This is a genomic window from Corynebacterium ulcerans (genome assembly GCF_900187135.1).
Classification (GTDB): Bacteria; Actinomycetota; Actinomycetes; order Mycobacteriales; family Mycobacteriaceae; genus Corynebacterium; species Corynebacterium ulcerans.
The window spans coordinates 1,805,041-1,828,480 of sequence record NZ_LT906443.1; the positions used below are offsets into that span (position 1 = coordinate 1,805,041).

General features: G+C 55.6%; 22 protein-coding genes. 19 read left to right on the forward strand and 3 right to left on the reverse strand.

All coding sequences use genetic code 11. The features are described 5' to 3' along the window. Positions 1-3: 3 nt before the first annotated feature. Both CKV68_RS08105 and CKV68_RS08110 read left to right on the forward strand, forming a co-directional pair. The gene (locus CKV68_RS08105; protein WP_013910709.1) at positions 4-1,242 is read left to right on the forward strand and encodes a sensor histidine kinase; all 1,239 of its coding nucleotides are present in this window, start codon (positions 4-6) and stop codon (positions 1,240-1,242) included. Then, positions 1,243-1,938 (forward strand): response regulator transcription factor, encoded by a 696-nt coding sequence (locus CKV68_RS08110; protein ID WP_095075987.1) that lies wholly within the window; start codon positions 1,243-1,245, stop codon positions 1,936-1,938. It begins immediately after the preceding gene. Here the strand turns inward: CKV68_RS08110 and CKV68_RS08115 are convergent. Beyond that, positions 1,935-2,870 (reverse strand): hypothetical protein, encoded by a 936-nt coding sequence (locus tag CKV68_RS08115; RefSeq protein ID WP_095075988.1) that lies wholly within the window; start codon positions 2,868-2,870, stop codon positions 1,935-1,937. The two genes, CKV68_RS08110 and CKV68_RS08115, sit on opposite strands and share 4 nt — an antisense overlap. Positions 2,871-2,902: 32 nt before the next feature. Here CKV68_RS08115 and CKV68_RS08120 point away from each other — a divergent pair, with 32 nt between their 5' ends. From CKV68_RS08120 to CKV68_RS08150, 7 genes are all read left to right on the forward strand, one after another. Then, positions 2,903-3,868, forward strand: a complete 966-nt coding sequence (locus tag CKV68_RS08120) for a Ppx/GppA family phosphatase (protein ID WP_095075989.1) — start codon at positions 2,903-2,905, stop codon at positions 3,866-3,868. Further along, positions 3,865-4,947, forward strand: a complete 1,083-nt coding sequence (locus CKV68_RS08125; RefSeq protein WP_095075990.1) for a hypothetical protein — start codon at positions 3,865-3,867, stop codon at positions 4,945-4,947. The genes CKV68_RS08120 and CKV68_RS08125 overlap by 4 nt, the downstream gene beginning before the upstream one ends. Before the next feature lie 96 nt (positions 4,948-5,043). Further along, positions 5,044-5,847 (forward strand): pyrroline-5-carboxylate reductase, encoded by an 804-nt coding sequence (gene proC / locus CKV68_RS08130; protein ID WP_014835876.1) that lies wholly within the window; start codon positions 5,044-5,046, stop codon positions 5,845-5,847. A gap of 288 nt (positions 5,848-6,135) precedes the next feature. Then, positions 6,136-6,327: a helix-turn-helix domain-containing protein gene (locus tag CKV68_RS08135; protein ID WP_013241124.1), complete on the forward strand. Its 192-nt coding sequence runs from the start codon at positions 6,136-6,138 to the stop codon at positions 6,325-6,327. A gap of 312 nt (positions 6,328-6,639) precedes the next feature. Beyond that, positions 6,640-6,741, forward strand: a complete 102-nt coding sequence (locus CKV68_RS08140; protein WP_003402602.1) for a 30S ribosomal protein bS22 — start codon at positions 6,640-6,642, stop codon at positions 6,739-6,741. Positions 6,742-6,823: 82 nt separating this feature from the next. Further along, entirely contained in the window at positions 6,824-7,708 is an 885-nt protein-coding gene (locus CKV68_RS08145; protein ID WP_014835877.1) for a DsbA family protein, read from the forward strand. After that, positions 7,701-8,525: a cytochrome c biogenesis CcdA family protein gene (locus CKV68_RS08150; RefSeq protein WP_013910716.1), complete on the forward strand. Its 825-nt coding sequence runs from the start codon at positions 7,701-7,703 to the stop codon at positions 8,523-8,525. The genes CKV68_RS08145 and CKV68_RS08150 overlap by 8 nt, the downstream gene beginning before the upstream one ends. On the opposite strand, the gene CKV68_RS08155 is transcribed toward CKV68_RS08150, so the two are convergent. Continuing rightward, on the reverse strand, positions 8,522-9,565 hold the full coding sequence (locus CKV68_RS08155; RefSeq protein WP_014835878.1) for an HAD-IB family hydrolase: 1,044 nt from the start codon (positions 9,563-9,565) through the stop codon (positions 8,522-8,524). The genes CKV68_RS08150 and CKV68_RS08155 overlap by 4 nt on opposite strands. A gap of 113 nt (positions 9,566-9,678) precedes the next feature. Between CKV68_RS08155 and CKV68_RS08160 the strand changes: the two genes are divergently transcribed. From CKV68_RS08160 to CKV68_RS08200, 9 genes are all read left to right on the forward strand, one after another. After that, a complete protein-coding gene (locus tag CKV68_RS08160; protein ID WP_013910718.1) occupies positions 9,679-9,915 on the forward strand; it encodes a glutaredoxin family protein in 237 nt (78 codons plus the stop codon). A 164-nt stretch (positions 9,916-10,079) separates the two neighbouring features. Next, positions 10,080-11,444: a glutamyl-tRNA reductase gene (locus tag CKV68_RS08165; RefSeq protein WP_095075991.1), complete on the forward strand. Its 1,365-nt coding sequence runs from the start codon at positions 10,080-10,082 to the stop codon at positions 11,442-11,444. A 2-nt stretch (positions 11,445-11,446) separates the two neighbouring features. Then, entirely contained in the window at positions 11,447-12,337 is an 891-nt protein-coding gene (gene hemC / locus CKV68_RS08170) for a hydroxymethylbilane synthase (protein ID WP_095075992.1), read from the forward strand. 256 nt (positions 12,338-12,593) lie between these two features. Beyond that, a complete protein-coding gene (locus CKV68_RS08175; protein WP_095075993.1) occupies positions 12,594-14,282 on the forward strand; it encodes a bifunctional uroporphyrinogen-III C-methyltransferase/uroporphyrinogen-III synthase in 1,689 nt (562 codons plus the stop codon). Positions 14,283-14,329: 47 nt separating this feature from the next. Then, positions 14,330-15,337 carry a porphobilinogen synthase gene (gene hemB, locus CKV68_RS08180; protein ID WP_095075994.1) on the forward strand — a complete coding sequence of 336 codons (1,008 nt, stop codon included), beginning with the start codon at positions 14,330-14,332 and terminating at the stop codon, positions 15,335-15,337. A 7-nt stretch (positions 15,338-15,344) separates the two neighbouring features. Beyond that, positions 15,345-15,926: a hypothetical protein gene (locus CKV68_RS08185; protein WP_013910724.1), complete on the forward strand. Its 582-nt coding sequence runs from the start codon at positions 15,345-15,347 to the stop codon at positions 15,924-15,926. Next, entirely contained in the window at positions 15,913-18,552 is a 2,640-nt protein-coding gene (locus CKV68_RS08190) for a heavy metal translocating P-type ATPase (RefSeq protein ID WP_014835884.1), read from the forward strand. The genes CKV68_RS08185 and CKV68_RS08190 overlap by 14 nt, the downstream gene beginning before the upstream one ends. Before the next feature lie 133 nt (positions 18,553-18,685). Next, entirely contained in the window at positions 18,686-19,732 is a 1,047-nt protein-coding gene (gene hemE, locus CKV68_RS08195) for a uroporphyrinogen decarboxylase (protein WP_014525285.1), read from the forward strand. 64 nt (positions 19,733-19,796) lie between these two features. Beyond that, a complete protein-coding gene (locus CKV68_RS08200; RefSeq protein ID WP_038617519.1) occupies positions 19,797-21,182 on the forward strand; it encodes a protoporphyrinogen oxidase in 1,386 nt (461 codons plus the stop codon). A gap of 6 nt (positions 21,183-21,188) precedes the next feature. Here the strand turns inward: CKV68_RS08200 and CKV68_RS08205 are convergent, their stop codons facing one another. Beyond that, complete coding sequence (locus tag CKV68_RS08205) at positions 21,189-22,025, reverse strand: NAD(P)-dependent oxidoreductase (RefSeq protein WP_095075995.1); 837 nt, start codon at positions 22,023-22,025, stop codon at positions 21,189-21,191. A gap of 87 nt (positions 22,026-22,112) precedes the next feature. Between CKV68_RS08205 and hemL the strand changes: the two genes are divergently transcribed. After that, positions 22,113-23,438 (forward strand): glutamate-1-semialdehyde 2,1-aminomutase, encoded by a 1,326-nt coding sequence (gene hemL, locus CKV68_RS08210; protein ID WP_013910729.1) that lies wholly within the window; start codon positions 22,113-22,115, stop codon positions 23,436-23,438. Positions 23,439-23,440 lie beyond the last annotated feature (2 nt).

Consider the following 23,440-nt stretch of genomic DNA (forward strand, 5'->3'; position numbering starts at 1 on the left):
CTAGTGAACGTTTTACTAGCTTTCGTATTGGGCGCGGCTCTTATGGGCCTCGCCCTACCCGCGTTTAAATGGGTGCAAGGACGGCCCGGGCGATACCATCGAACGCTCGCCGGCGCCCATGCCAACCAGGTGACTACGGTGGGGCAAATGCTGCACTTGGCTGTGCAGGGATCGCCCACGGGAGTCACTGTGGTGGATCGCACGGGCAGTGTTCTCTTGTCCAATGCGCGGGCTCATGACATGGGCATTGTGCATGAAAGAACCCTGAATCCTGATATTTGGGCGCTTTCCCAAGAGGTTTTTGAGGATCGGGATACCCACTCCCTGGAGTTGGCTATTGCAGATAGGCGTACGCGCATTACGTCGGTACGGGCGATGGTGAAACCCCTCACTTTGGTGGATGACCGCTACGTGATCGTCTTTAGTACCGATGAATCAGAGAATCAGCGTATGGAGGCTGCACGGCGGGACTTTGTGGCCAATGTGTCTCACGAGCTGAAAACCCCGGTGGGGGGCATGGCTTTGCTAGCAGAGGCAATAACGCAAGGCTCAGATGATCAAGAGCAGGTTGAATACTTTGGTAAACGCCTACAAAAAGAGGCGCATCGGCTTGCAGACATGATTAATGAGCTGATCTCCTTGTCTAAGCTGCAGGGGGCGGAGGCCCTGCCTGATCTACAGCCAGTTGCGGTGGATGAGATCATCGATGAAGCCCTGAGCCGGAATCACCTCGCCGCCGAGAATGCGGGCATTGAGCTGACGCGGGGGAAGAAGTGCGGCGTTGAAGTGATGGGGGATAGAAGCCTTTTGGTTACGGCAGTATCCAACCTCATCAGCAACGCTATTAATTATTCTCCGAATGCGATGCCGGTATCAGTGACCACCAAAGTGCTTTTCGACGAGCTCGTGCTCATCCGCGTTATCGACAGCGGCATTGGTATCTCCCCAGAAAACCAAAGTCGAGTTTTTGAGCGATTCTTCCGAGTGGACAAAGCACGGTCGCGCTCTACCGGAGGAACCGGTTTGGGTCTGGCTATTGTGAAGCACGTTGCTGCTAATCATGGAGGGGATGTAAAACTGTGGTCACGTCCCGGAACCGGCTCGACGTTTACCATTGACTTACCGATCTATCACCCCGAGGAACCTGCGTCTGCAGATTCCGTTGATACCGAATCGGATTCAGAATTATTGCTCCACCCCAGCGTGCCTCGTGGGGACTCTCGCCGAAAGGACAAGGCCTAAATGATTACTATTCTTCTGGTTGAAGATGAAGAGTCCCTTGCTGATCCGCTGGCGTTTTTATTACGCAAGGAGGGGTTTGAGGTGGTCGTCGCTGGCGACGGCCCTACAGCGCTAGTGGAATTTGAAAAGAACGACATCGACATCGTGCTGCTCGACCTCATGTTGCCTGGCATGTCTGGAACCGACGTGTGCAAGCGGTTGCGCAAGGTGTCGAGTGTCCCAGTGATTATGGTGACCGCTCGCGACTCTGAGATAGACAAGGTCGTGGGCCTGGAACTTGGCGCAGACGATTATGTGACTAAGCCTTATTCGGCGAGAGAACTTATTGCACGAATTCGCGCAGTGTTGCGACGCGGTGGCGAGCAACAAGTAGCAGAATATGAGGAAGACGGCGACGACATCCTCGGTGGTGACCGCGTACGCATGGACGTGGAACGCCACACGGTTACCGTGGCAGGAGAAAGCATTTCTATGCCACTGAAAGAATTTGACCTGTTGGAATATCTCATGCGTAACTCTGGGCGAGTCCTCACGAGGGGTCAGCTTATCGACCGCATCTGGGGCGCAGATTACGTGGGAGATACCAAGACACTGGACGTCCACGTTAAGCGCCTGCGCTCCAAGATTGAAGAAGAACCTTCTTCTCCTAAACATCTGGTTACAGTGCGGGGATTGGGCTACAAGTTTGAAGATTAGGATCCGTCGAGGGCGTGAGTGCCCGCAGCTACGCTAGCCGGATGCGGACTAAAAATACCTGCGGGAACGCCGCTACGCCGGGCGTCACCCCGCGTGCGGCATACACGCGCTAGAAATTCGTATGAAGGATCTCCCATGAGTGCCCTAAGCTCTGCCTCATGAGTCACCCATAACGGATCGGAGTTATTGTGGCACGCAGGCGCGGTGGTGCAGTACCAATCAAAGTCCTCGCCGCCGTTGCCCCAACCGCGCCGTTCATATTCTGTGATGGTTGTGCGCAGGATCTCCACGCCGTCGGCACGCTCTTCGTATGCTTCGAGTCTGCGTAACGGAAGCTGCCAGCATACTTCTGGTTTGACCACCGTGAGATCGTGGCCTGTGTCGAGCGCCCATTGATGAATCGCGCAGCCGGTGCCGGTGGGCCAGCCTTCGCGGTTGGCAAAGATACATGCGCCGTCGACCACTGTGGTTTTCAATGCTGGTTCTGGTTCGCCGTTATCGTCGTCTAGCTCATCCCACACTAGCCAGGGCTCTGTTTCTGTGGGGTCGTAGGTGGAAAGGAATGCGTCAGTTCCTTCTGGGCGCAGCTGCCAATACCGCGCGGGCATCTGCGACACGGCCTGTAACAGCTGCTCGCGGTCCTCGTCATCGGATAGATAAGCCCCGTGGCCGCAACATCCTACGGAAGGAAGAGACGCGTCGATACCTCTGCATGATTCAGTGCCAAAGGCACAGGAATATGTGGATTCGATCCAGGTGAGGTCGATGCTGAATTGATGCATCGGGTCTTCCGGATTGGTGAACTCAAACCATTGTCGCGGAAAATCTGGCGGTAATTCGTCGCCGCGTCGGATCGACTCTGCAGCCGGCGAAAACTCGGGAAAGCCAAGATGCACTGGAGCAGATTCGGGAGTGGTTTTGGGGTCATTCACACTGGACAGGCTATACGGTCTACCCTGGAGTAGTGCGATTAGGTGTATTGGACGTGGGAAGTAACACGGTTCACTTGGTGGCGGTGGACGCCCAACAGGGTGGTCGCCCGACTCCAATGAGTGACTGGAAAACCACCTTAAAGCTGGTGGGCTATCTGGATAAGAAGGGGGCTATCACCGCTGCCGGAGTGGATAAACTCGTGGCTTCGGTTGCGGAAGCCGCTGCTTTAGCTCAGCAACTTGGATGTGAAGAGCTCATGCCTTTTGCTACTTCTGCGGTGCGTTCAGCAACTAACTCTGAAGAGGTGCTTGCGGAGGTCTCCAAACATACGGGGGTTAACCTTGAAGTGCTCTCTGGCAGGGACGAAGCCAGATTGACTTTTCTTGCCGTACGCCGTTGGTATGGTTGGTCGGCCGGGCGGATTATTAACCTGGATATTGGTGGCGGATCGCTAGAAATGTCGACGGGGGAGAACGAGAACCCGGATGCAGCTTTCTCTTTGGACCTCGGTGCCGCTCGTCTTACGCACAATTGGTTTGATACGGATCCCCCTGAGCGTAAAAAAATCAACCTTCTGCGGGACTTTATTGATGCTGAATTGGTTGAGAGCGCGAAAACACTGAAGGCCTATGGTGAGGCGCGCCTGGCTGTGGGAACCTCAAAAACTTGCCGCACCTTGGGTCGTCTCACTGGTGCTGCTCCTTCTTCTGCCGGTCCCTTTGTTAAGAGAGAGCTTAGTGCCCCTGGTCTGCGGCAATTGATTGCTTTTATCTCCAGGATGACGGCCGCGGATCGGGCGGAGTTGGAAGGCGTGAGTGCTAATAGATCGCAGCAGATTGTAGCGGGGGCGCTTGTTGCAGAAGCCGCTATGAGAGCGCTCGGAATTGAACATTTAGAAATTTGCCCATGGGCACTCCGTGAGGGCGTCATACTTCGGCGTATAGAACAGGGTATTGTGCCAAAGGAAACCCTTTTAGTAGAGAAGTGGGAGAGATGAGCGAGAAACAACTCACCGTTGCGGAACTATTGGCGCGTTCCGGCAAAAACGGCGGTAGCTCCGAAACTCCGCGACGTCGACGCCGCAACCTGGAAGACGGTGGCATTTCCGTTGCGGAGTTGACTGGCAGCATTCCCAAGGTGGCCGCTAAACCCGCCGAGTCGAAGCACTCCAGCCAGCCTATCGACGTCCCTGCTTCCTCTGCCGCGTCGTCTAGCGTGGGAGAACCGGAGAGCGTTGCGCAAGACCCCCGTACGCAACCTGCGGCTTTTGCAGACCCTGCATCTCATGCCCCTGCCCCGTTCGCGGACGCATTCCCCACGACTTCTCGGACTCAAGCCATAAAACGCGATGCTGCGTTTAACGCGGTCAAGGAACAGTCGGAGAAGACTCAGGAGCGCCAAGCTGCAAACCAAGCTGAGGAGCTTCTCGCAGCTGATAAGACAGAGACACCTGTCGCCCCGGAAACTTCTGTAGCCGAGATCCCCAGCAAGGAACAAACCATTGTTCTTAGTGTTGTGGACGAGAAAGATCCGGTTCGTCTGACTACTGACTCCTTCCCGGCGGTGTCGAAAAATTCGCACAATGATGAGGTGCAGGTTTCGGCTGATTCTCTTGGCGTGCCGGCCGCAGATCCTGCCGAGGCCGCAGATATTCCTCCTGTGGAGACCTTCAATGCTGCTGAAGAGACCAGCACATTTGCGGTTGTAGAAGACGAGGATGAGGCGTTTTATGACGTAGAAGATGACTACGAGGCCTACGAAGACGCAGACGAGTTTGATGATGAGTATGACGAATACGATGAATACTACGAAGATGAGGAAGAGGAACAAGTCTCTGCCATGGGGGTCATCTTTATGGCTTTGGCAGGAATCGCCCTCGGCGTTGTGATTTTCTTAGGCTTCCAACAGTTGTGGGGTGCCTTGGGTAAAGCGATTGTGGCGGCGTTGGCTGTGGCTGTGACTGGAGCTATTGTTGGCGTTGTTCATGCTTTGCGTACTGAACGTGACCGTGAATCTATGATCCTTGCAGGCGTTGCCGGCTTGGTTATGACGTTCGGGCCTTTGCTTGTGGCTTAATCCCTGCGTCAAGGCTATTAAGGGCTGATGGAGAGTGATCTTCTGTCGGCCCTTCTCTTTTGCTGTTGCTGTGTCGAGCGTGGCAGAGTGGTCGCCATGACTTCAATTGCAGTGATTGGTGGCGGCAAGATCGGTGAAGCCCTTATCTCGGGGCTCATTGCTGCGGGCATGAGCCCTAAAAATATCAACGTCACCAACAGGAACGTGGAGCACGGTCAGGCTCTTAAAGAAAAGTACGGCATCGTATCTTTTACGGAGAATATTCCTGCCGTTGACGAGGTTGACGTTGTATTTTTATGCGTCAAACCAAAACAGATTATTAATGTGGTTGAGGAGATCGCAGACGCGGTCGATAACAACTCCAACACCATCGTGGTTTCTATGGCGGCAGGTGTGAGTACCGCGGCTATCGAAGAGATTTTGGCGGCGGGCTCGCCCGTGATCCGTGTTATGCCTAATACTCCGATGTTGGTGGGCAAAGGGAATTCAGCAGTCGCACCTGGCCGTTTCGCGGATCAATCCGCGGTGGAGCAGGTGTGTAAGCTGCTGGAAACAGTCGGTAACGTCACGTTGATAGAAGAATCTGATTTAGATGCTGTTGTCGCTTTATCGGGTTCTTCGCCGGCATATGTTTTTCTCTTTGCTGAGGCGCTTATCGACGCCGGCGTGCATCTGGGTCTGAATCGCGATCAAGCCAAGGAACTGGCAGTTAACGCATTTTATGGGGCGGCTGCAATGCTTAAGGAGACTGGGGAGGAACCTGCGCAATTACGCTCTAACGTTTGTTCTCCGGCAGGCACCACTATTGCAGCTATCCGTGAGCTGGAGGAAAGCGGCTTGCGGGGAATGGTATATCGTGCGGCTGAAGCTGCTGCGAAGAGAAATAACGAGCTGGGTTAATTTCGTCAAAAGCTCAAGGGATGGATGCAGGTCTTCTACCCCTTGAGCTTTCCCCTTTTTACTGAACCTGTACTTGAGGGTTGGGGTTTTGATGTTTCGCCTGTGACCAGTTGTTTCTACTGGGAAGTGGAGGGTATTTGCGTGACTTATGTTGCGCTTGAGGAAATAAAATAACAGGTGGGTCGCAAGTGTCACACGTTTCACGCTAAGCTTTGTTAAGCACGTGCGTGTTCGTTCTGCGGGAGGGGAAGCCTGCAGCGCGTGACTTGCTGAAGGGTTAGATAAATTATGGCTAGAGAAGATAATGGCACTTTTTTGACAGTCGCCGAGGTCGCGGAGATTATGCGCGTATCTAAAATGACCGTTTATCGGTTGGTTCACTCCGGTGAGCTTCCGGCAGTTCGCGTGGGACGCAGCTTCCGCGTGCACGAAAAGGCTGTTAACGAGTACCTGGATGCCTCCTACTACGACGTGGGATAAACATCTTGAGAGCTTTGCCGAGGGGCAGTTTCCGCCAGTATTTCTGGGGTGACTGCCCCTCGTTATTTGTGTGACTCTTGGGGGCGTTTTTGGTCTCTGGTGTGAGCGTCGGTATTATTGTGACCATTCGTGTCAGACAACAGCCCCAACCGGCGGTTGCCGCATGTCTAGTGAGGGTCACCGCCCTCCCAAGATAGGCAGTAACCCTGCGCGGGCGGATGTGCACTTCGGCCGCGTATGCATTGCAAAAGAGACCGTGGGGCTTCTGACAGGGAAGTACGTACACCGATCAATAAAGCGAGGGAAACCGTTATGGGTTCTGTCATCAAGAAGCGCCGCAAGCGCATGTCCAAGAAAAAGCACCGCAAGTTGCTGCGCCGTACTCGCGTTCAGCGTAGAAAGCTCGGTAAATAAAGCATTCACCGCCCAGGGATTACCCTGGGCGGTTTTGTTATGGTGTAAAAAGGTTTTTCACAACAAAAGGAGCCCTAACTTTATGTTTTCAGCAAAGCGTCCAGCGGTTGTGGCGCTGCTTATCGTTATTCTTCTCATCGTTGGCATTGGCGCTTATACCTTGGGCCGTGGTTCTGCCACGAAAAACGAGGGCACCTCTGCTAACAAGGCAGGCACGTCACAAGAATCTGCAGGGCCTTCCTTGCCTCCAGGCTTTACGGGTAAGACCGGTTCCTCCCGGGTAACGCCGGGAACAAAGACTGATGGCCCCGTCGCACTGGCAAACGGTTCTTATGACGCCATGATCTACGGTCCCGGAAAAGAACTGAAATCAGCGGAAGACATCCTTAATGTGCATCGTCGAAACGCAAAGGATCCTTTTGCGATCGGCGCACTCGACGCACCCGTCGTGATCTCGGAATACTCTGATTTTGAGTGCCCTTTCTGTGCAAAGTGGTCCAACGAGACCGAGCCGACGATCATTAAAGACTACGTTGACAAGGGTCTTGTTCGTATCGAATGGAATGACCTGCCCGTTAACGGCCCCGATGCGGTCTTGGCGGCTAAAGCCGGACGAGCTGCTGCGGCGCAAGGTAAATTCAATGAGTTCCGCAGCGCGCTTTTCCAGGCCAGCAAAACTATCAAGGGACATCCCGAAAATAAGTTGGCCAACTTCGAGGAGTTCGCTAGGCAGGCAGGCGTGAAAGACATGACGCGCTTTAGCCGAGAGGCCACCGATAGCACGTACGACTCCGTGGTGAACAAGGCCCGCGAATACGCTGGTTCCTTGGGGATCAACGGAACTCCCGGCTTTGTCGTGGGTACCCAGTATGTCTCCGGTGCACAACCCACTGAGGTCTTTGTCCGCGCTATTGAGGCGGAATTAGCCAAGGTCGCAGATGGAGAGGTTGCCGTTCCACGTGTCTGATATTGGATTACTTGGCGCATTTCTGGGCGGAATCCTAGCGCTGCTGAGTCCGTGTTCTGCGCTGCTGCTCCCGGCGTTCTTTGCCTATGCGTTCCAACGATCTTCGCAGATCATGGCACGGACAGGCGTGTTCTTCCTTGGGCTAGCGGCTGTGCTAGTTCCAGTGGGTACCGCTGCGGGCCGGCTCGGTGGATTTTTGGCGCTGCACCGTGAAACGTTGATTCTCGGCGGCGGGATCGTGATCGTAGTCCTGGGTATTTTTACCTTTTTCGGCGGTGGCATATCCCTGCCAGGCTTGTCTGGATTGGCAGGCCGAGTGCGCGGACAAGGATGGCTCTCTGTCTTTTTGCTAGGCGCGGCTTATGGATTCTCGGGATTCTGCGCAGGTCCATTGCTCGGTGCGGTGCTCACCACTGCCGTTGTGAGCGCATCAAGTTCGTATGGCGCCCTCGTCTTAGGCTGCTATGCCTTGGGAATGGTTGTTCCCCTGGTGATATTGGCACTGTTTTGGGAACGCATTCCGCGCGGTGCGCTAGGCGGCAAGATCGTGAACGTGGGCCCGCTAAAGCTCAACACTATGTCGATGATCTCCGGCGTGATTTTTGTGATCATCGGATTAGTCTTTATCTTCACGCACGCCACGACTGGTCTGCCGGGGCTCCTCAGCATTGAAACCCAGTCCGCAATCCAAGCATGGGTGCTCAATGTAGCAGCTAACGTGAGCAACCTGACGTCCGTGTTGATCGTGCTAGGAATTATCGCGGTCGGGCTGGTGATCTATATTCTCCGGACGCCGGAGAAAGGCAAACGGGATTAGCGTCGCCACGCTTTCCAACCGCCGAGGCTAAATGCTGCGGTGATCAGTGCGGGTAAACCGTAGGTTCGCATAGCTTTGCGCAGGCTGCGGTAGTCATGCATTTCCCAGCCGTGCTGCTTAGCCACCTTGGCTAGCGGACGATCGGGGTTAATGGCTACCGCAGTGCCCACCATGGAAAGCATAGGAACATCGTTGATGGAGTCGGAGTAAGCGGTGCACCGGCTGAGGTCGAGTCGCTCAATGGTGGCGAGCGCTGCAACTGCGTGTAACTTGCCGGGGCCATGCAAAATATCGCCGACCAGTCTTCCGGTGAAGACACCATCTTTGACCTCGGCGACAGTGCCCAAAGCCCCGGTAAAGCCAAGTCGCTTGGCCAGCGATTGCGCCAGTTGGACAGGGGTGGCGCTCACCAGCCAGACCTGCTGGCCAGCAGCAATATGCTGATCTGCGAGGGACTTGGTTCCCGGCCAGAGCTTTTCACTCATATTGTTGCCCACGATTTCTTCGCAGAGCTCAACGAGTTCGTCCACGCGGCGACCTTTAATAAACTCGAGCGCCTGCTTGCGCCCCTCGGCCACATCCGCTGCATTTTCTGCACCGGTGACTCGGAATTTGATCTGTTTCCAGACCACAGGAAGGATCTCGCTGAGCTTAAAATAACGCTTTTTGGCTAGTCCCAGAGCAAAGACAACCAGGGAAGAGCCTTGAATCAGCGTATTGTCGATGTCAAAGAATGCGGCGGCACCGAGGTCCTGCGGGATGCTGGGATCGGGGCTGGTGACATGCGTAGCGCCAGCGGCCTCGAATGATCCTGATACAGACTCCAGCCCGGAAGTGTATTCATCGAGTTCAATCCCGTAGATTTCGGCGGCGGCGAGTGCTGCAGCAGCTTCTCCGGCTTCACGCTGCGCCTGTGCGTCGATAGGGGGAAGCGCGTGCTCCTCAAAGAAGCGACGCAGGTTGCCCCGGGAGGTGGACCAACCGGCCAAGAATTCTTGTGGGGTTTGGGGCCAAGTGGGGTCGGGTTGTGAGGTGCTCACGGCTGAAGATCGGGCCTTTCGACAGGGTGGAGCTTTAAGAGTAGTCTCAGTCCATCGTAGTGTCGAACAGTAAAAAAGGGCCGGTGATCTCTTTTGTGTCTGGTGTAACAAATATGCACGAAGTGGAGCTTATGACCCGTAGGACGTGTGGTTCCTGTGCAAGGGTAGCTGAACAGATCGCCCCCGTGGTCGCCGCAGCGGGGGCGATACTGAGCATTATCGACGTAGACACGGATCGGGCGTTGGCCGCCGAATATGGCGATAGGGTTCCCGTTGTTGTTATCGACGGTGAAGAGTTTGCGTGTTGGGAAGTAGACAACGATGAGCTTGCTGCCGAACTTGGTAGTTAGCCCATGCTTTCTTGTGACTTTCTTAACGCTTGACTAGCGTTGATGCATCAGAGTGGCGAAGAAACAGTCAATCTAAAGATTGATAGCGTTGCCTTTTTAGCTAAGATTTTAAGAAAAATCGATCAAATGATCCAGGTAGACGGTATGAAAGCGGTGGTTGGTCCGTGAGTGTGCTGGTTGTTGGGATGTCTCACCGGTCGGCTCCAGTGACGCTCCTGGAACGGCTGAGTATGAACGACGAGGTGCGTTCCCAAACAGCTACCGACCTCATTGCTCGTCCCTCGCTGACTGAAGCAATGATCGTGTCCACCTGTAATCGCCTAGAGGTCTATGCGATGACATCTAGTTTTCATACGGGTGTCAATGACGTGGTGGAAGTGCTCCACACCATGAGTGGCGTGGACATGGACACCCTCCGGGGGTATCTCTATGTGCGCTATGCGGATGCCGCTGCGGAACACATGATGGTGGTGGCCTCGGGTATGGACTCGATGGTGATGGGGGAGCAACAAATTATTGGTCAGGTGCGCACTGCGTATCAGCAGGCTATCGAGTCGGGAACCGTGGGCCCCGCTTTACATGGTCTGGTTCAGGCGTCTTTGCACACAGGGAAGCGCGTGCACACGGAGACTGACATAGACGATGCAGGGGCCTCTATGGTTTCCTTTGCTTTTGATCAGGCGATGTCGGATGCCGGTTTGAGTGATCTGCGTGGTAAAAAAGCGCTCGTCTTGGGCGCCGGCGCGATGGCCTCTTTGGCGGCTACCCATCTGGGGCGCTTAGGTATAGAAGGACTCGTCTTTTCCAATCGAACCCGCAGTAGAGCGGAACGGCTGGCCGAGCATTCTCGTGAAGCTGGGGTGCCCGCGGAGGTCGTCGATTTTGCTTCGCGGGGGAGCGCCCTGAGCGGGGTGCATATCGCTATCTCCGCGACAGGCGCGCACACGTATACGATCTCAGCTCAAGACGTGCCGGAACAACACTTAGGTTTGATATTCGTTGATCTTTCCATGCCTCGCGATATCAACGATGACGTTGCAGATATCGCAGGAGTTCAGCTGGTCAACATAGAAAAGCTGCATGAGGCTAAGCCTGAAGGAAAAGATGTCGACGGCGCTGCGCACAAAATCGTTGCAGAAGAACTCAGCGCGTATACCTCTGCGCAGCGGGTTCGGGATGTGGCGCCTGCGGTATCGGCGTTGCGTCGACACGCTTCTGGGCTGATAGCTTCTGAGCTGGAGCGACTGCACGCCCGAACCCCCGGCATGGATGAAGAAGACTTTGAAGAAGTGCAACGTACGATACGCCGGGTCGTGGATAAGCTCCTGCATCAGCCGACGGTTCGAGTCAAAGAGCTCGCGGCAAGTTCTGGAGCGGTTTCCTACGAGACCGCTCTGCAGGATCTCTTTGGCCTGCCGGTGGAAGCTCAAAGCGTAAAGCGCGGCGTCCGCGACTTGCCCGATGCCGACGTTATGGCCCTAGGGGTTAGCGACGCCAACAAGATTATCCGAGCCATCAAGGAAGACTGACCATGACTTTTACTATTGGTACGCGAGGTAGCCTTTTAGCTACCACTCAGTCGGGGCACGTGCGAGACGCCCTCGCTGCTCATGGATACTCGGCAGAATTGAGCATCGTCACCACGCCTGGGGACGTCAATATGGCACCCGTGGAACGCATTGGTGTGGGCATTTTTACGCAAGCACTGCGCGAAGTCCTCGTTGAAGGTGGCTGCGACATTGCTGTGCATTCCTTCAAAGATCTGCCCACGCAGCGCGATCCACGTTTCCACTTAATAGTGCCGGAGCGTGCCGACGCCCGCGATTGCCTTGTAGCCCGCGACGGCCTGACGCTGGAGAAACTTCCCCAGGGGGCGCGCATAGGAACAGGAGCTCCTCGGAGAATCTCGCAGGTCAAAGCCTTGCGCCCTGATGTGGAATGTGTACCGTTGCGTGGCAACATCGACACCCGAATGGGCAAGGTCTTTTCCGGAGAACTCGATGCAGTCGTCCTTGCTTATGCCGGCCTATCGCGTGTGGGCCGTGGCGATGAAGCGACAGAGGTGTTCAACCCAGATCGTTTCCTTCCCGCGCCGGCGCAGGGAGCTTTGGCTATCGAATGCCGTATCGACGACGCGGCTGCTATTGCTGCTATCAACTCAATCCGGGACGTGGATGATGAGACCTGTGCACTCGCTGAGCGTGTGGTGCTCAATCGGTTGGAAGCCGGATGTACGGCACCTGTGGCTGCGCATTCTGTGATCAGCGGACAAGAGCTGCATGTCACGGGAGCGGTTGTGTCTCTCGACGGACGCAAGGTTCTTCGCACCACGATGACCGGAGCAGTGACGGAGGCCGTAGCTATCGGAGAAGCTGTTGCGGCAAAACTTATCCGGGATGGCGCTGCCGAGGTGCTTTCCTGACGCACTCAATTTCTCCTGTTCTATGAGGTAATTGAGCTGGGCGTTATAGGGCAATATTCCGCCGGTTTTTATTAAACGTCTTGCTCAATTATCCTCAAAGGTCGTTGTATTACCACACGCTTGACGCCGCTCAATCACGAGGCCCCCTCTTAGTGATTTATAGCGGCGTGAATTTGTGTTTAGCAGTCCCTCTTACTTTTCGCCCACTCCACAACTCGGAGCTCTTTGCAGTTCCTAGAAATACGGATACTTGTTCATGAGTCTCACTCCGCAGCCCAATCCGGTTACCCCTTTGCCGGAGGGAAAAGTGATCTTCGTAGGAGCAGGACCAGGAAACCCTGATCTGCTCACCGTTCGCGCCCGCGAAGTTCTCAGCCATACCGCTTTTGCCGTAGTAGACGCAGAAGTACTCCCGGGGGTTCGCTCTGTAGTCGCACGTGAACTGGATGTTCCGGCCGATAAGATTCAGGCGGCTGAGGAAGAATACGAGCGCCTCTGCGCAGAGGCGAAAGAGGCCGGCGCTCGCCGTAAGCCGCAGCGTCCAGATGCCCCGACCGCAGCTGAGATCACGGAGGTGGACGATGAGGTTCCGGTGGCGGAGATCGTCGACAAGCTTAAGGAGCTTTTGACTACGGGCGAGGACGTTATCCGCCTTGTACAGGGGAACCCTTTGTCTTGCGACCGTACTTTGGAAGAAATATCTGCGGTCACTCAAGCTGGACTGGAATTCCATGTTGTTCCAGGTATGTCCTTGCCAGCGACCGTTCCCGCTTTTGCCGGCATCGCACTGGGGTCTTCTTATACGGAAACTGATGTGACCGGCGAAGACGTGGATTGGGAACAGCTGGCGTCAGCACCTCAACCGCTGGTCTTGCAGGCGACCAAAGAAGATCTGCCCACGATAGCGGCAGAGCTCAAGGCCCGTGGATTGGCGGCATCGACCCCGGTGACGGTGACCGCTCATGGCACGACGCGTTTGCAGCGAAGCTTTGACGTCACCTTGAGCGCCCTAAGCAAGCTAGACGGGGATCTCGCTGGCACTCTCGTGGTCACCTTAGGCAAAGCCGTGGACGAGCGCACCAAATATTCCTGGTGGGAGAATCGCTCGCTCTTTGGCTGGCGAGTCCTGGTGCCTCGCGCTAAAGAACAAGCCGGCCCCATGAGCACATTGTTGGCTTCGCAGGGGGCAATTCCGCAAGAAGTCCCCACAATTTCCGTAGAACCGCCGCGCAATCCCGCGCAAATGGAGAAAGCCATTAAGGGAATCGTCGAGGGACGCTACCAGTGGGTGATCTTTACCAGCGTTAACGCGGTGAAAGCTGTGCGAGAAAAGATCGGTTCTTTCGGCCTCGATGCCCGCGCCTTTGCCGGCGTACGCATCGGTGCGGTGGGAACAAAAACCGCTAAGGCTATCCGCGAGCTGGGGATTACTCCCGAGCTATTGCCGCCTAGGAATCAGCAAAATGCTGCAGGCTTAGTGTCGGTGTTCCCGGAATATGTGGAAGACCTTGACCCAGTGGGAAGGGTCCTCTTGCCTCGCGCAGATATTGCAACAGACGTCCTGGTGGAAGGCCTAGAGGGCTTGGGCTGGGAAGTCGATGATGTGGTTGCGTATCGCACGGTACGCGCTGCGCCGCCGAGTGCGGAAGTGCGCGACATGATTAAAAGTGGCGGTTTTGATGCAGTGTGCTTTACCTCTGCGTCGACGGTGAAAAACCTGGTGGGTATCGCCGGGAAACCGCATCAGCGCACGATCATCGCATGCATCGGTCCTATGGCAGAAGCTGCGGCAAAAGAATTAGGACTGCGAGTGGACGTGGTTCCTGAGGTGGCGGATGTCCCACACCTGGTGAACAGCCTTGCCGCTCACGTGGCACAACTGCGTGCAGCTGGTCAGCTACCACCACCTAGGAAGAAACGACGCGCCCGGAAAAATCGCGAGTAACGTTGTTACGACGTCAGACCCACCAAACTGGAAGAAGGCATTGAGTTATGAGCAACGAAGATCTCCACCTGATTCGTCGTCCACGCAGGCTCCGAAACACGCCGGTGATGCGCGAATTAGTGGCAGAGACGACGCTTCGTCCTGCTGACCTGATTCTTCCTATGTTTGTCGCAGACGGAATAACTGAGCCTCGCGAGATTTCCTCTATGCCCGGTGTCTACCAGCACACTATTCCTTCCTTAATCGAGGCCGTCAGGGAAGCCATTTCCGTGGGAATTAAGTGCGTCGATCTCTTCGGCGTTCCTCTCGACGCAGACAAAGATGCGCAGGGATCTCAATCGTGGGCGCCAGAGGGGATCCTCAACCGAGCCATCACCGCGCTACGCCAGGAGTTTGGTAACAGCGTCATCATCATGGCAGATACCTGCCTTGATGAGTTCACTGATCACGGCCACTGTGGCGTGCTGAGCACCGATCGCTTTGGCGAGGTGATCGTGGATAATGACGCGACCATTCCGCTTTATAAAAAGATGGCGGTGGCGCAGGCTGAGGCAGGCGCACACATGGTAAGTCCCTCCGGCATGATGGATGGGCAGATTGCGGCAATCCGCGAAGCTCTCGACGCTCATGGGTTCCAGGACGTGGCCATCATGGCGTACTCCGCCAAGTACGCGTCGGCTTTCTACGGGCCGTTTCGCGAGGCAGTGGGGTCGTCTTTGGAAGGCGACCGCAGAACCTATCAGCAGGACCCTGCTAACTTCCGGGAATCGCTAGTGGAAGTCGATCTGGATATTGAAGAGGGTGCGGACTTTGTTATGGTCAAACCAGCAATGCCTTACCTTGACGTGTTAGCAGAGGTGGCCGCCACGTCGGTCGTACCAGTTGCCGCTTATCAAGTATCAGGCGAATACGCCATGCTGCATGCGGCCGCCCGTAATAACTGGCTCGACCTTGAACGTGTGATGATGGAATCATTGATTTCTATCAAACGCGCTGGCGCAGACCAGATTCTTACTTACTTTGCCGTCGATGCGGCGAAAAAACTACAGCACTAGGGAAATAATGACCAACCAGCAACAGCGACTCGAGCGATCACCATCTCAACCGACCACTCCCGACGCTAAGCGGGAGCGTCCCGACGCGATTCGCTGGGCGGTTCGTGTGTGGATTTTTGCCATCTGCGTGGAGACGGTACACCAAATCATCAATATCATTGTTGGTTTTGCCAACAAACCTGAGTTGATTTCTAAGCTCAAAGAGTCGATGAAGGATGAGAATCTTTCTCCCGAAATCATGAACTTGGCAGCGGTCTTCAGCATCATCCTGGCGGGACTTTTTTCCTTGATCGTGCTGTGCGTCATTGCATGGTTAGCCGTGCTTCTTTATAAAGGCAACAAATCTGCAGCTTTAGCACGCCGCATCCTTACGTATTTCTCTATTTATTTTGGTGTTCGGCTGGTGACAGTCTTCTTGTTGACCCCAAGTTCACCTTCCGTCCCCGTCGCAGTGTATGCCGTTGATGGTTGTGTCCAGATCTGCATGGGCGTTGCGGCCATTGTGGCGCTCATCTTTAAGATGCGGCCTGAAACCTTGGCGTGGACTGGCGAGTGGGAAAATTCTAGGGGGAAGAATGGACACTCCTAGCAATAATCGAGGCCTCAAAGACGAAAGCGGGGCAGGTGCGCGTCCCTTAGGCACGCAGGAAGGGCTTGCCGACGCTATCGAAAAGGCGAAACGGGCAGCCGCTAAGGCTGGCATTAACACGGGGGCGTTCCATGCCATTGACCCGGAAGAAGTTGCGGCAGCTGCTATTCACGCAGGGAGAACCTCTTTTGCCTTTGAACTCAAAGGCCTCTCCAGTGCCTCTTCGGTGTCTGAAGTAGAAGATGCCCTAGGCGAGCTGGAGGGCGTAGACGCAAAGATCGTTTACCCCTCGTCGATGGCGTGGGTGAGCGCGAGCCGTACCATTGACCCGATGATGTTTGTGGATGTGTTCCAGAGATTCGGAATTACCGCAACATTGACAGATTCATCACTGCGTCGTCGGCTCGCTTGGTCTGACGTGGAAGAAGGCCGGTATAAGAGGTCACGGCGACGTGACCGGCGGATCAGCCGCTTTGGGTCTCGCGTGGATGAAGAAGAGCGTCGTTTTGAGCTAGCGCGCAGGGCCGGGTTCTTAGAACGCCGCGAGGACACCTCACGTAAAGAGTCAAGCACTGCTGTCCTCTTTACCGCGAGGTCGCTCATGACTAAAACCCGTCTGGGCATCAGCGCACTTTTTACGATTCCAGTTGTTGCTATTAGCTACTCCAGGGAACTGCAATTTGATAACTGGCAGTGGGCTTTGGCTGCGCTTTCCATCCCCGTCGTGTTCTATGGAGCCTGGCCTTTTCACCGGGCAACATTGGGTGGGGCACGTCGGGGAATGTCTGCGTTGGACAGTGCCTCGTCGGTAGCAATTCTGCTGGCGTGGCTGTGGTCGTTGAGTATGGTGCTCTTTACTCCGGTGGGAGATCCGGAGTATCGGGCGCGGCCGAAGTGGATAGCGATCGATCCTACGATTTTTGAGTCTGGCGCGCTGTTTTTCGACGTAGCCTGCGGAATGACCCTGATTCTCCTTGCAGGAAGGCTCGCTGCCCGAAGAGCCCGCAGCAGTCTGCAAGATGATCTTCTTAAATACAAACCTAACCCTGCTTCCACAGTCACAGTGGTGTCTAAAAAACGGAAAGCCGGTGGAGTCGGGAAAGAAGACAAGGCGATCCAGAAACTGAATGTGGGCGATGACGTCATCATTCCCGCTGGGGCACTTGTTCCTGTCGACGGAATAGTGGTCGGCGGTGGAGGCATCCTAGACGGTACTGCTTTAGGCATTGGCTCATGCGAAGTGAAAGTCAATGATCGGGTGTATGCAGGATGCATCAATGGCAGCAAGGAACTCAAAGTTCGTGTGTTGCAGACTGGCCATAGAACCTGGTTGGCTGCCATAAATCGGTGGGTGGTGGATGCCAATGTGCATCAGAATCGCTCCGATGCCATAGCTACCAAGGCTGCCTCTATGCTCGTACCCGTGTCGTTTGTTATTGCGGCCACGGATTTTGCTCTGTGGGCCTTGATTACTAATAACCTGAACCAGGCGTTTGCCACGGGGCTTGCTGTATTGGGATGCGTGGCTCCGGCAGCGCTTGCGACCTCTGCGTCGTTGGCTATGCGACAAGGCATTGAAGGTGCTGCACGTCGTGGAACACTGATTAAATCGGGTGAGACGCTGCGCAACGTCGACGAGGTGGACACGGTTATTTTCAATCGTGTGGGTGCCATTTCCAGGCCTGAGATGTCTGTAGAAACAGTCACCGCTGACCGTGGGGAAAATCCCGATCTGGTGCTTCGAGTTGCCGGTGCTTTAGCCATGGAAAGCGGGCACCCCGTGTCGCGTGCCCTGGTGCGCGCGGCACGCGAAGCGCGAGATGCGTCTACCGATGATTCAATTCCCGGTTGGATTGACGTCACCCACTCGGAGGTGGACGAGGAGGGAAGTTTCCGCGGTCACGTGGAGTTGCCGGTAGTCAATAGCGACGGGGAAGAAGAACTGCGGAGCGTGGAAGCTGTGTTATGGCGTCCGCGCAACCTCTCTGACTTGCATGGTCGTCTAGCAGCGGCTGCGGTATCCGGTAGTAGTCCATTGGTTGTTCGGTGGAAGAACAAAGATCGCGGCGTGATCACGCTGTACAACGGTGCCAAAGATGATGCCGTGGATGCCGTGGATTCGCTTGAGTCGATGGGGTTGGAAACGATGATGCTCAGCCGGGATACGTACCCGGTGGCGCGTCGATACGGCGATATGGTGGGAGTATCTCACGTGCTGGCTGGCGTGCAGCCTGGGCGGAAGCCACAGACTGTTCGATCTGTGCGTTCCCATGGAGCAAATATCGCCATGGTGGGCGATGAGTCGGTGGAGGAGTGTTACCGAGTTGCCAACGTGGGCATCATGATTAGTGCGATGTCGGGTCCGCAGGGGGCGCTTGCGCTTGAGCATCCTGCGGCGGATGTGGTCATGCTCAAGCCGGACGTGGCGCCGATTCCTCGGCTGTTCCATTTCGCGCGTCGCCTAAATCGTAGAATCCGTGGAAATCTGATTTTTGCGTGGACCTATAACCTGCTGGCTATTGTGGCGGCAGTCGCGGGAGTCTTGCACCCGATGATTGCGCCTCTGCTGATGCTGGGGTCGAGCGTGATTATTGAGGTTCGCTCACATTGGTTGCGCAGCATGTAGGTAGCTGAGGAACGCGACGAGTGTCGGCGGTAGTGCCATCAGAACCCTATCAATCAAATGGTTGATAGGGTTCTCGGCTGAAATAGGGTCGGCTTGCTTTCCTTTAGGAGTTTTATTGTGCATTATTGGTGGCATGTCACAACCTTTCAATGCGCCACTTCTTGACGCCATTCAGGGGAAAACTCCCACGCGTCGTCCCGTATGGTTTATGCGCCAAGCCGGCCGCTCGCTACCTGAGTATCGCCAGGTGCGGGAAGGTATTGGCATGCTGGACAGCTGTTTTATGCCAGAGCTTCTCGCGGAAATTACACTGCAGCCGGTGCGTCGCCACGACGTCGATGCCGCGATATTGTTCTCGGACATCGTGGTTCCGCTGAAAGCCGCTGGGGTAAAAGTAGAAATCATCCCTGGTCGTGGTCCCGTTATGGACCGGCCGATTCAAAGCCGTGCAGACGTGGATGCCCTCCCGATTCTTGAAGACGATGTTCTGCAAGTAGCCCAAGGTATCGAGATTATTCAAGACGAACTGACGGAGCAGCAGACGCTGATCGGTTTTGCCGGCGCGCCATTCACACTGGCGAGTTACCTCGTAGAGGGCGGGCCCAGTAAGAACCACGAAAAGACTAAGTCCATGATGCATGGCGACCCCGAGACCTGGCATGCCCTCATGCAGCGTTTGGTTCCCACCATCGTGCGATTCCTGCGGACTCAGATCGACGCAGGCGTTCAGACCATGCAGCTTTTCGACTCTTGGGCGGGCTTTCTCACAGAGCGCGATTACCGCAATCACGTGCTTCCATATTCCACTCAGATTTTGGAAGCGGTAGCGGATGTGCCGCGCATTCACTTTGGCGTAAGCACCGGTGAACTGCTCGCCACGATGAGCGAGGCTGGCTCTGAAGTGATGGGCGTGGATTGGCGCGTGCCTCTCGACGTTGCCGCCGAGCGCATTTATGCTCGTTCCGGGGCAAAGGTGCTGCAAGGAAACCTAGACCCAGCGTTGCTTTTTGCTGGAGAAGACGTGTTAAAAACTGAGATCGAGCGCATCTGTGCTGAAGCCGATCGCGCCATTGCTGCAGGGCACGCCACTGGGCATATATTTAACCTCGGACACGGCGTATTGCCGCACACTGATCCTGAAGCGATCACTCGTGCGGTAGAGCTGATTCACGGCTTTTAAAAGTCTCGGAGACCAGTTCTCCCAAGTCACAACACAGTTACGTTTCAAGGAAGGTTCTATCCACGTGCGCATTGCCATTATCGGTGCAGGGTTAGCGGGACTAACGGCTGCTTATGAGATCCATAAACTCGATCCTCACGTGGAAGTAGAGGTGTTTGAGGCGACAGATCGGATCGGCGGCAAACTGTTTACGGTTCCGTTTGCGTCTGGCCCCACCGATATGGGCGCAGAAGCGTACTTAGCTTTTAGAGAAGACACTACCGAGTTCTTTAAAGAGCTAGGACTCGGTGAGAGCTTGCGCTCGCCCTCGGGATTACCTTCTTTGTTGTACGTGGGAGGAAGCCTCCACGGGATGCCTTCTAACACGATCATGGGTATTCCCGGTACAAGTGAGGGACTGGGGGACTTGGTGAGCGAGGAAACCCTCAAACGCATTGATGAGGAGAAAGATGCGGGCTCGATTGAGTGGCCTCAAGAAGTAAGCCTGGGGGCACTCCTGCGGGAACGCTTGGGTGATGACGTTGTGGATCACGTGGTATCGGCGCTGCAAGGTGGCGTCTATTCTTCCACTTCAGATGACCTAAGCGTGCGAGCTACGGTACCCCAGCTAGCACGGGCCTTTGACCGGCTCAAAGAAGAGGGGAAGCCCGTAACTATCACGGGTGCTGTCCAGCGCCTTCTTTCTGAACGAGAGACCCGCAACAAAGCACGGGGATATACTCCTAGCGTCTTCGCGTCTTTCGCGGGCGGCTATGCGGAGATGTATGAAACCCTTGCTGAGCTCAGTGAGGCCAAGATTCACATCGATGCCTTTATCACCGCAATCGATAAGACCGCTGAAGGATTCACTCTCAAAGGCGCTGAAGGTGTCTTTGACAAGGTGCTGTTGACGGTACCAGCGCCTACTGCTGCACTGCTGTTGAAAAACCTTGTACCGGAGGCCGCACAGAAGCTTAAAACCATCAAGTTAGCAAGCTCTGCTGTAGTCGGAATGAAATTTGATCATTCCGAAGGGCTCCCCGAGAATTCAGGGATCCTTGTTGCCACCGATGCTCACGATGTGAAAGCAAAGGCCTTTACCTTCTCCTCCAAGAAATGGCCTCATCTTGGCGAGCGCGGCGGCGCTTTAGTCCGAGCCTCTTTTGGTCGGTTTGGCGATGACGCCATCGCACGCGCAGACGAGGATGAGCTTGTCGACGCAGCCCTCGACGATCTGCAGACGATTACGGGATTCGACGGACGCGCCGCAGGTTTATCGGAGATCTTTGTCCAACGCTGGTTCGGTGGCTTGCCGGTGTATGGGCCAGGGCACCTGGAAACGGTGGCTGCAATCAAGGACGCTCTTGCTGAGGTCCAGGGCATCGACGCTACCGGCGCATGGGCCGATGGCGTCGGCGTTCCTGCAGTGATCGACGCAGCGAAGGCTGCGGCCAAACGCGCGCTTGCCTAAAGACTTTTAGCTGTCGCGGCGCGTCAGTATCACAGAGAAATCCTCATCTCCATGCCCGGCCTGGTGTTGTTCTTCCAAGGAGTTCAGAGCGGAGGCGACAGCCGGGAGCGGCTGGGTAGCGGTGTTGAGCATAAGACGAGCGTCCTTTGCAATCGCATCTGCGGTGAAATCGCCAGGTGTGGTGGGACGTTCGCCTAAGACAAAGGGGCGCTTCATCCCGGCGATAAAAGCCAACCCGGTGGAGTTGAGCATGTCGAGGGTTTCTTCAGCCGACAAACCACTGGAGTCGCCGAGAAGTAGGGCTTCTTTGAGTCCCTGGGCGCTCACTGCAAGGGCGAGATTAGCTAGCAATTTTCCGACGGCGGCTTTGGGGGCGGCGTCGACAAGCACAAGCCGTTCTGGGTCTGCCCACGGGGCGACGAGTGCGGCAGCGGCATGACGGTAATGCTCATCGGCGCTGCCTACGTAAACGCCTAAAGAGCCGGCGCGGGCGGGGCCGAGGGTACCCACGACAGGGGCTGCGACATAGCTGGGTACTGCCTCAGCGAACTCGGTGCAGTCTTCTGGACTCACAGTGGTCGTATCGACCCACAACACCCCCTCGGGGATAAGGCGAGGGTTAATAACCACGTCTCGCACTGTATCGGGACCAAAAAGCGACGTCACGATGATATCGGCACCGGCAACGGCTTCCTCGGGAGAAGAAGCGAGTGTGGCGCCTGCTGCTACCAGGCGTTCAGTTTTGCTTGAGGTGCGATTCCAGACCACGAGGTCGTGCTCTTTGAGCAAGTGGAGCGCTAGTTCTGTGCCCATTCGTCCGGTTCCAAGAAATGCAATAGTCATGGCGCCATGATAAAGAAGACGGAATGCTCTTCGCAGTGCGCGGAGGAAAGAGTGGGTCTAAAGTTTGCGCGCTCGTTACGTAATAGGATGGTACGCATGACTGTTATCCCGACTTCCTCTAACGTTCAGCGCTCCCGTGAGCTTTTCCACCAAGCCTGCACAGTAACCCCAGGTGGTGTGAACTCGCCGGTGCGTGCTTTCGGATCCGTGGGCGGGCAAGCACGTTTCATCGCATCGGCGAAGGGATCCAAGCTTTACGACGTAGACGGCAACGAATACGTGGACCTGGTGTGTTCTTGGGGCCCGATGCTTTTGGGCCATGCCCACCCTGAAATCGTTGGTGCGGTGCAAAAGGCAGCGGAGAATGGCTTGTCCTTTGGCGCGCCCACCGAGGCTGAGGTGCGTATAGCTAATATGCTCGTGGAGCGCACCTCAGTGGAAGAAGTTCGCATGGTCAACTCGGGAACCGAGGCAACCATGTCTGCGGTTCGACTGGCACGTGGGTTCACCGGCCGCCCCAAGATCATTAAATTCGATGGATGCTATCACGGCCACGTCGATGCATTGCTGGCATCTGCAGGCTCTGGCGTAGCGACGTTTGCACTGCCGGATTCCCCAGGTGTGACGGGTGCTTCCGCCGCAGACACCATCGTGGTTCCCTATAACGACATCGAGGCTGTTGCTCAGGCATTTGCGGACAATGAGGGGCAGATTGCCTGCATCATCGCCGAGGCAGCGGCGGGCAACATGGGCACGGTTGCCCCACGCGATAACTTTAATGCGCAGCTTAAAGAGCTCGCTCACGCTCATGGTGCACTCCTCATCCTGGACGAGGTGATGACGGGTTTCCGCACCTCCTATAGCGGTTGGTTTGGCGTAGACCATGTGGCCGGCGACCTCACCACCTTTGGCAAAGTCATCTCCGGCGGACTTCCCGCGGCAGCTTTTGGTGGACGCGCAGACATTATGAAGTACCTTGCTCCCGAGGGGCCGGTATATCAGGCCGGAACTCTCTCGGGTAACCCGGTAGCAGTGGCCGCAGGAATGAAGTCGCTTGAGCTTGCCACCCCTGAGGTTTATGACGTGGTGCGTGCCAATGCTGATCGCTTGGCGGGGCTGTTGAGTACCGCGCTAGAACGTGAGGGCGTGGCTCACCATATTCAGCGGGCCGCTACGATGCTGTCCATACGCTTCGCAGAAGGCGAAGGACACAACTTTGATGAGATGAAAGCTGCTGAGACATTCCGCTTTTCTCCTTTCTTCCACGCGCTCATGGATAATGGCATCTATGCGCCGGCGAGCGTGTTTGAGACGTGGTTTGTGTCCGCGGCGCTTACCGACGAAGATTTCGAGAAGATCGAGAACGCCCTACGCCCAGCGGCCCAGGCTGCGGCAGCCGCACACAAGCACTGAAA

Coding starts and splice junctions, on each gene's coding strand:
- CKV68_RS08110 (WP_095075987.1), top strand. CDS start 1,243: ATGATTACTATTCTTCTGGTTGAAGATGAAGAGTCCCTTGCTGATCCG.
- CKV68_RS08125 (WP_095075990.1), top strand. CDS start 3,865: ATGAGCGAGAAACAACTCACCGTTGCGGAACTATTGGCGCGTTCCGGC.
- proC (WP_014835876.1), top strand. CDS start 5,044: ATGACTTCAATTGCAGTGATTGGTGGCGGCAAGATCGGTGAAGCCCTT.
- CKV68_RS08135 (WP_013241124.1), top strand. CDS start 6,136: ATGGCTAGAGAAGATAATGGCACTTTTTTGACAGTCGCCGAGGTCGCG.
- CKV68_RS08140 (WP_003402602.1), top strand. CDS start 6,640: ATGGGTTCTGTCATCAAGAAGCGCCGCAAGCGCATGTCCAAGAAAAAG.
- CKV68_RS08145 (WP_014835877.1), top strand. CDS start 6,824: ATGTTTTCAGCAAAGCGTCCAGCGGTTGTGGCGCTGCTTATCGTTATT.
- CKV68_RS08160 (WP_013910718.1), top strand. CDS start 9,679: ATGCACGAAGTGGAGCTTATGACCCGTAGGACGTGTGGTTCCTGTGCA.
- hemC (WP_095075992.1), top strand. CDS start 11,447: ATGACTTTTACTATTGGTACGCGAGGTAGCCTTTTAGCTACCACTCAG.
- CKV68_RS08175 (WP_095075993.1), top strand. CDS start 12,594: ATGAGTCTCACTCCGCAGCCCAATCCGGTTACCCCTTTGCCGGAGGGA.
- hemB (WP_095075994.1), top strand. CDS start 14,330: ATGAGCAACGAAGATCTCCACCTGATTCGTCGTCCACGCAGGCTCCGA.
- CKV68_RS08185 (WP_013910724.1), top strand. CDS start 15,345: ATGACCAACCAGCAACAGCGACTCGAGCGATCACCATCTCAACCGACC.
- CKV68_RS08190 (WP_014835884.1), top strand. CDS start 15,913: ATGGACACTCCTAGCAATAATCGAGGCCTCAAAGACGAAAGCGGGGCA.
- hemE (WP_014525285.1), top strand. CDS start 18,686: ATGTCACAACCTTTCAATGCGCCACTTCTTGACGCCATTCAGGGGAAA.
- CKV68_RS08205 (WP_095075995.1), bottom strand. CDS start 22,025: ATGACTATTGCATTTCTTGGAACCGGACGAATGGGCACAGAACTAGCG.
- hemL (WP_013910729.1), top strand. CDS start 22,113: ATGGTACGCATGACTGTTATCCCGACTTCCTCTAACGTTCAGCGCTCC.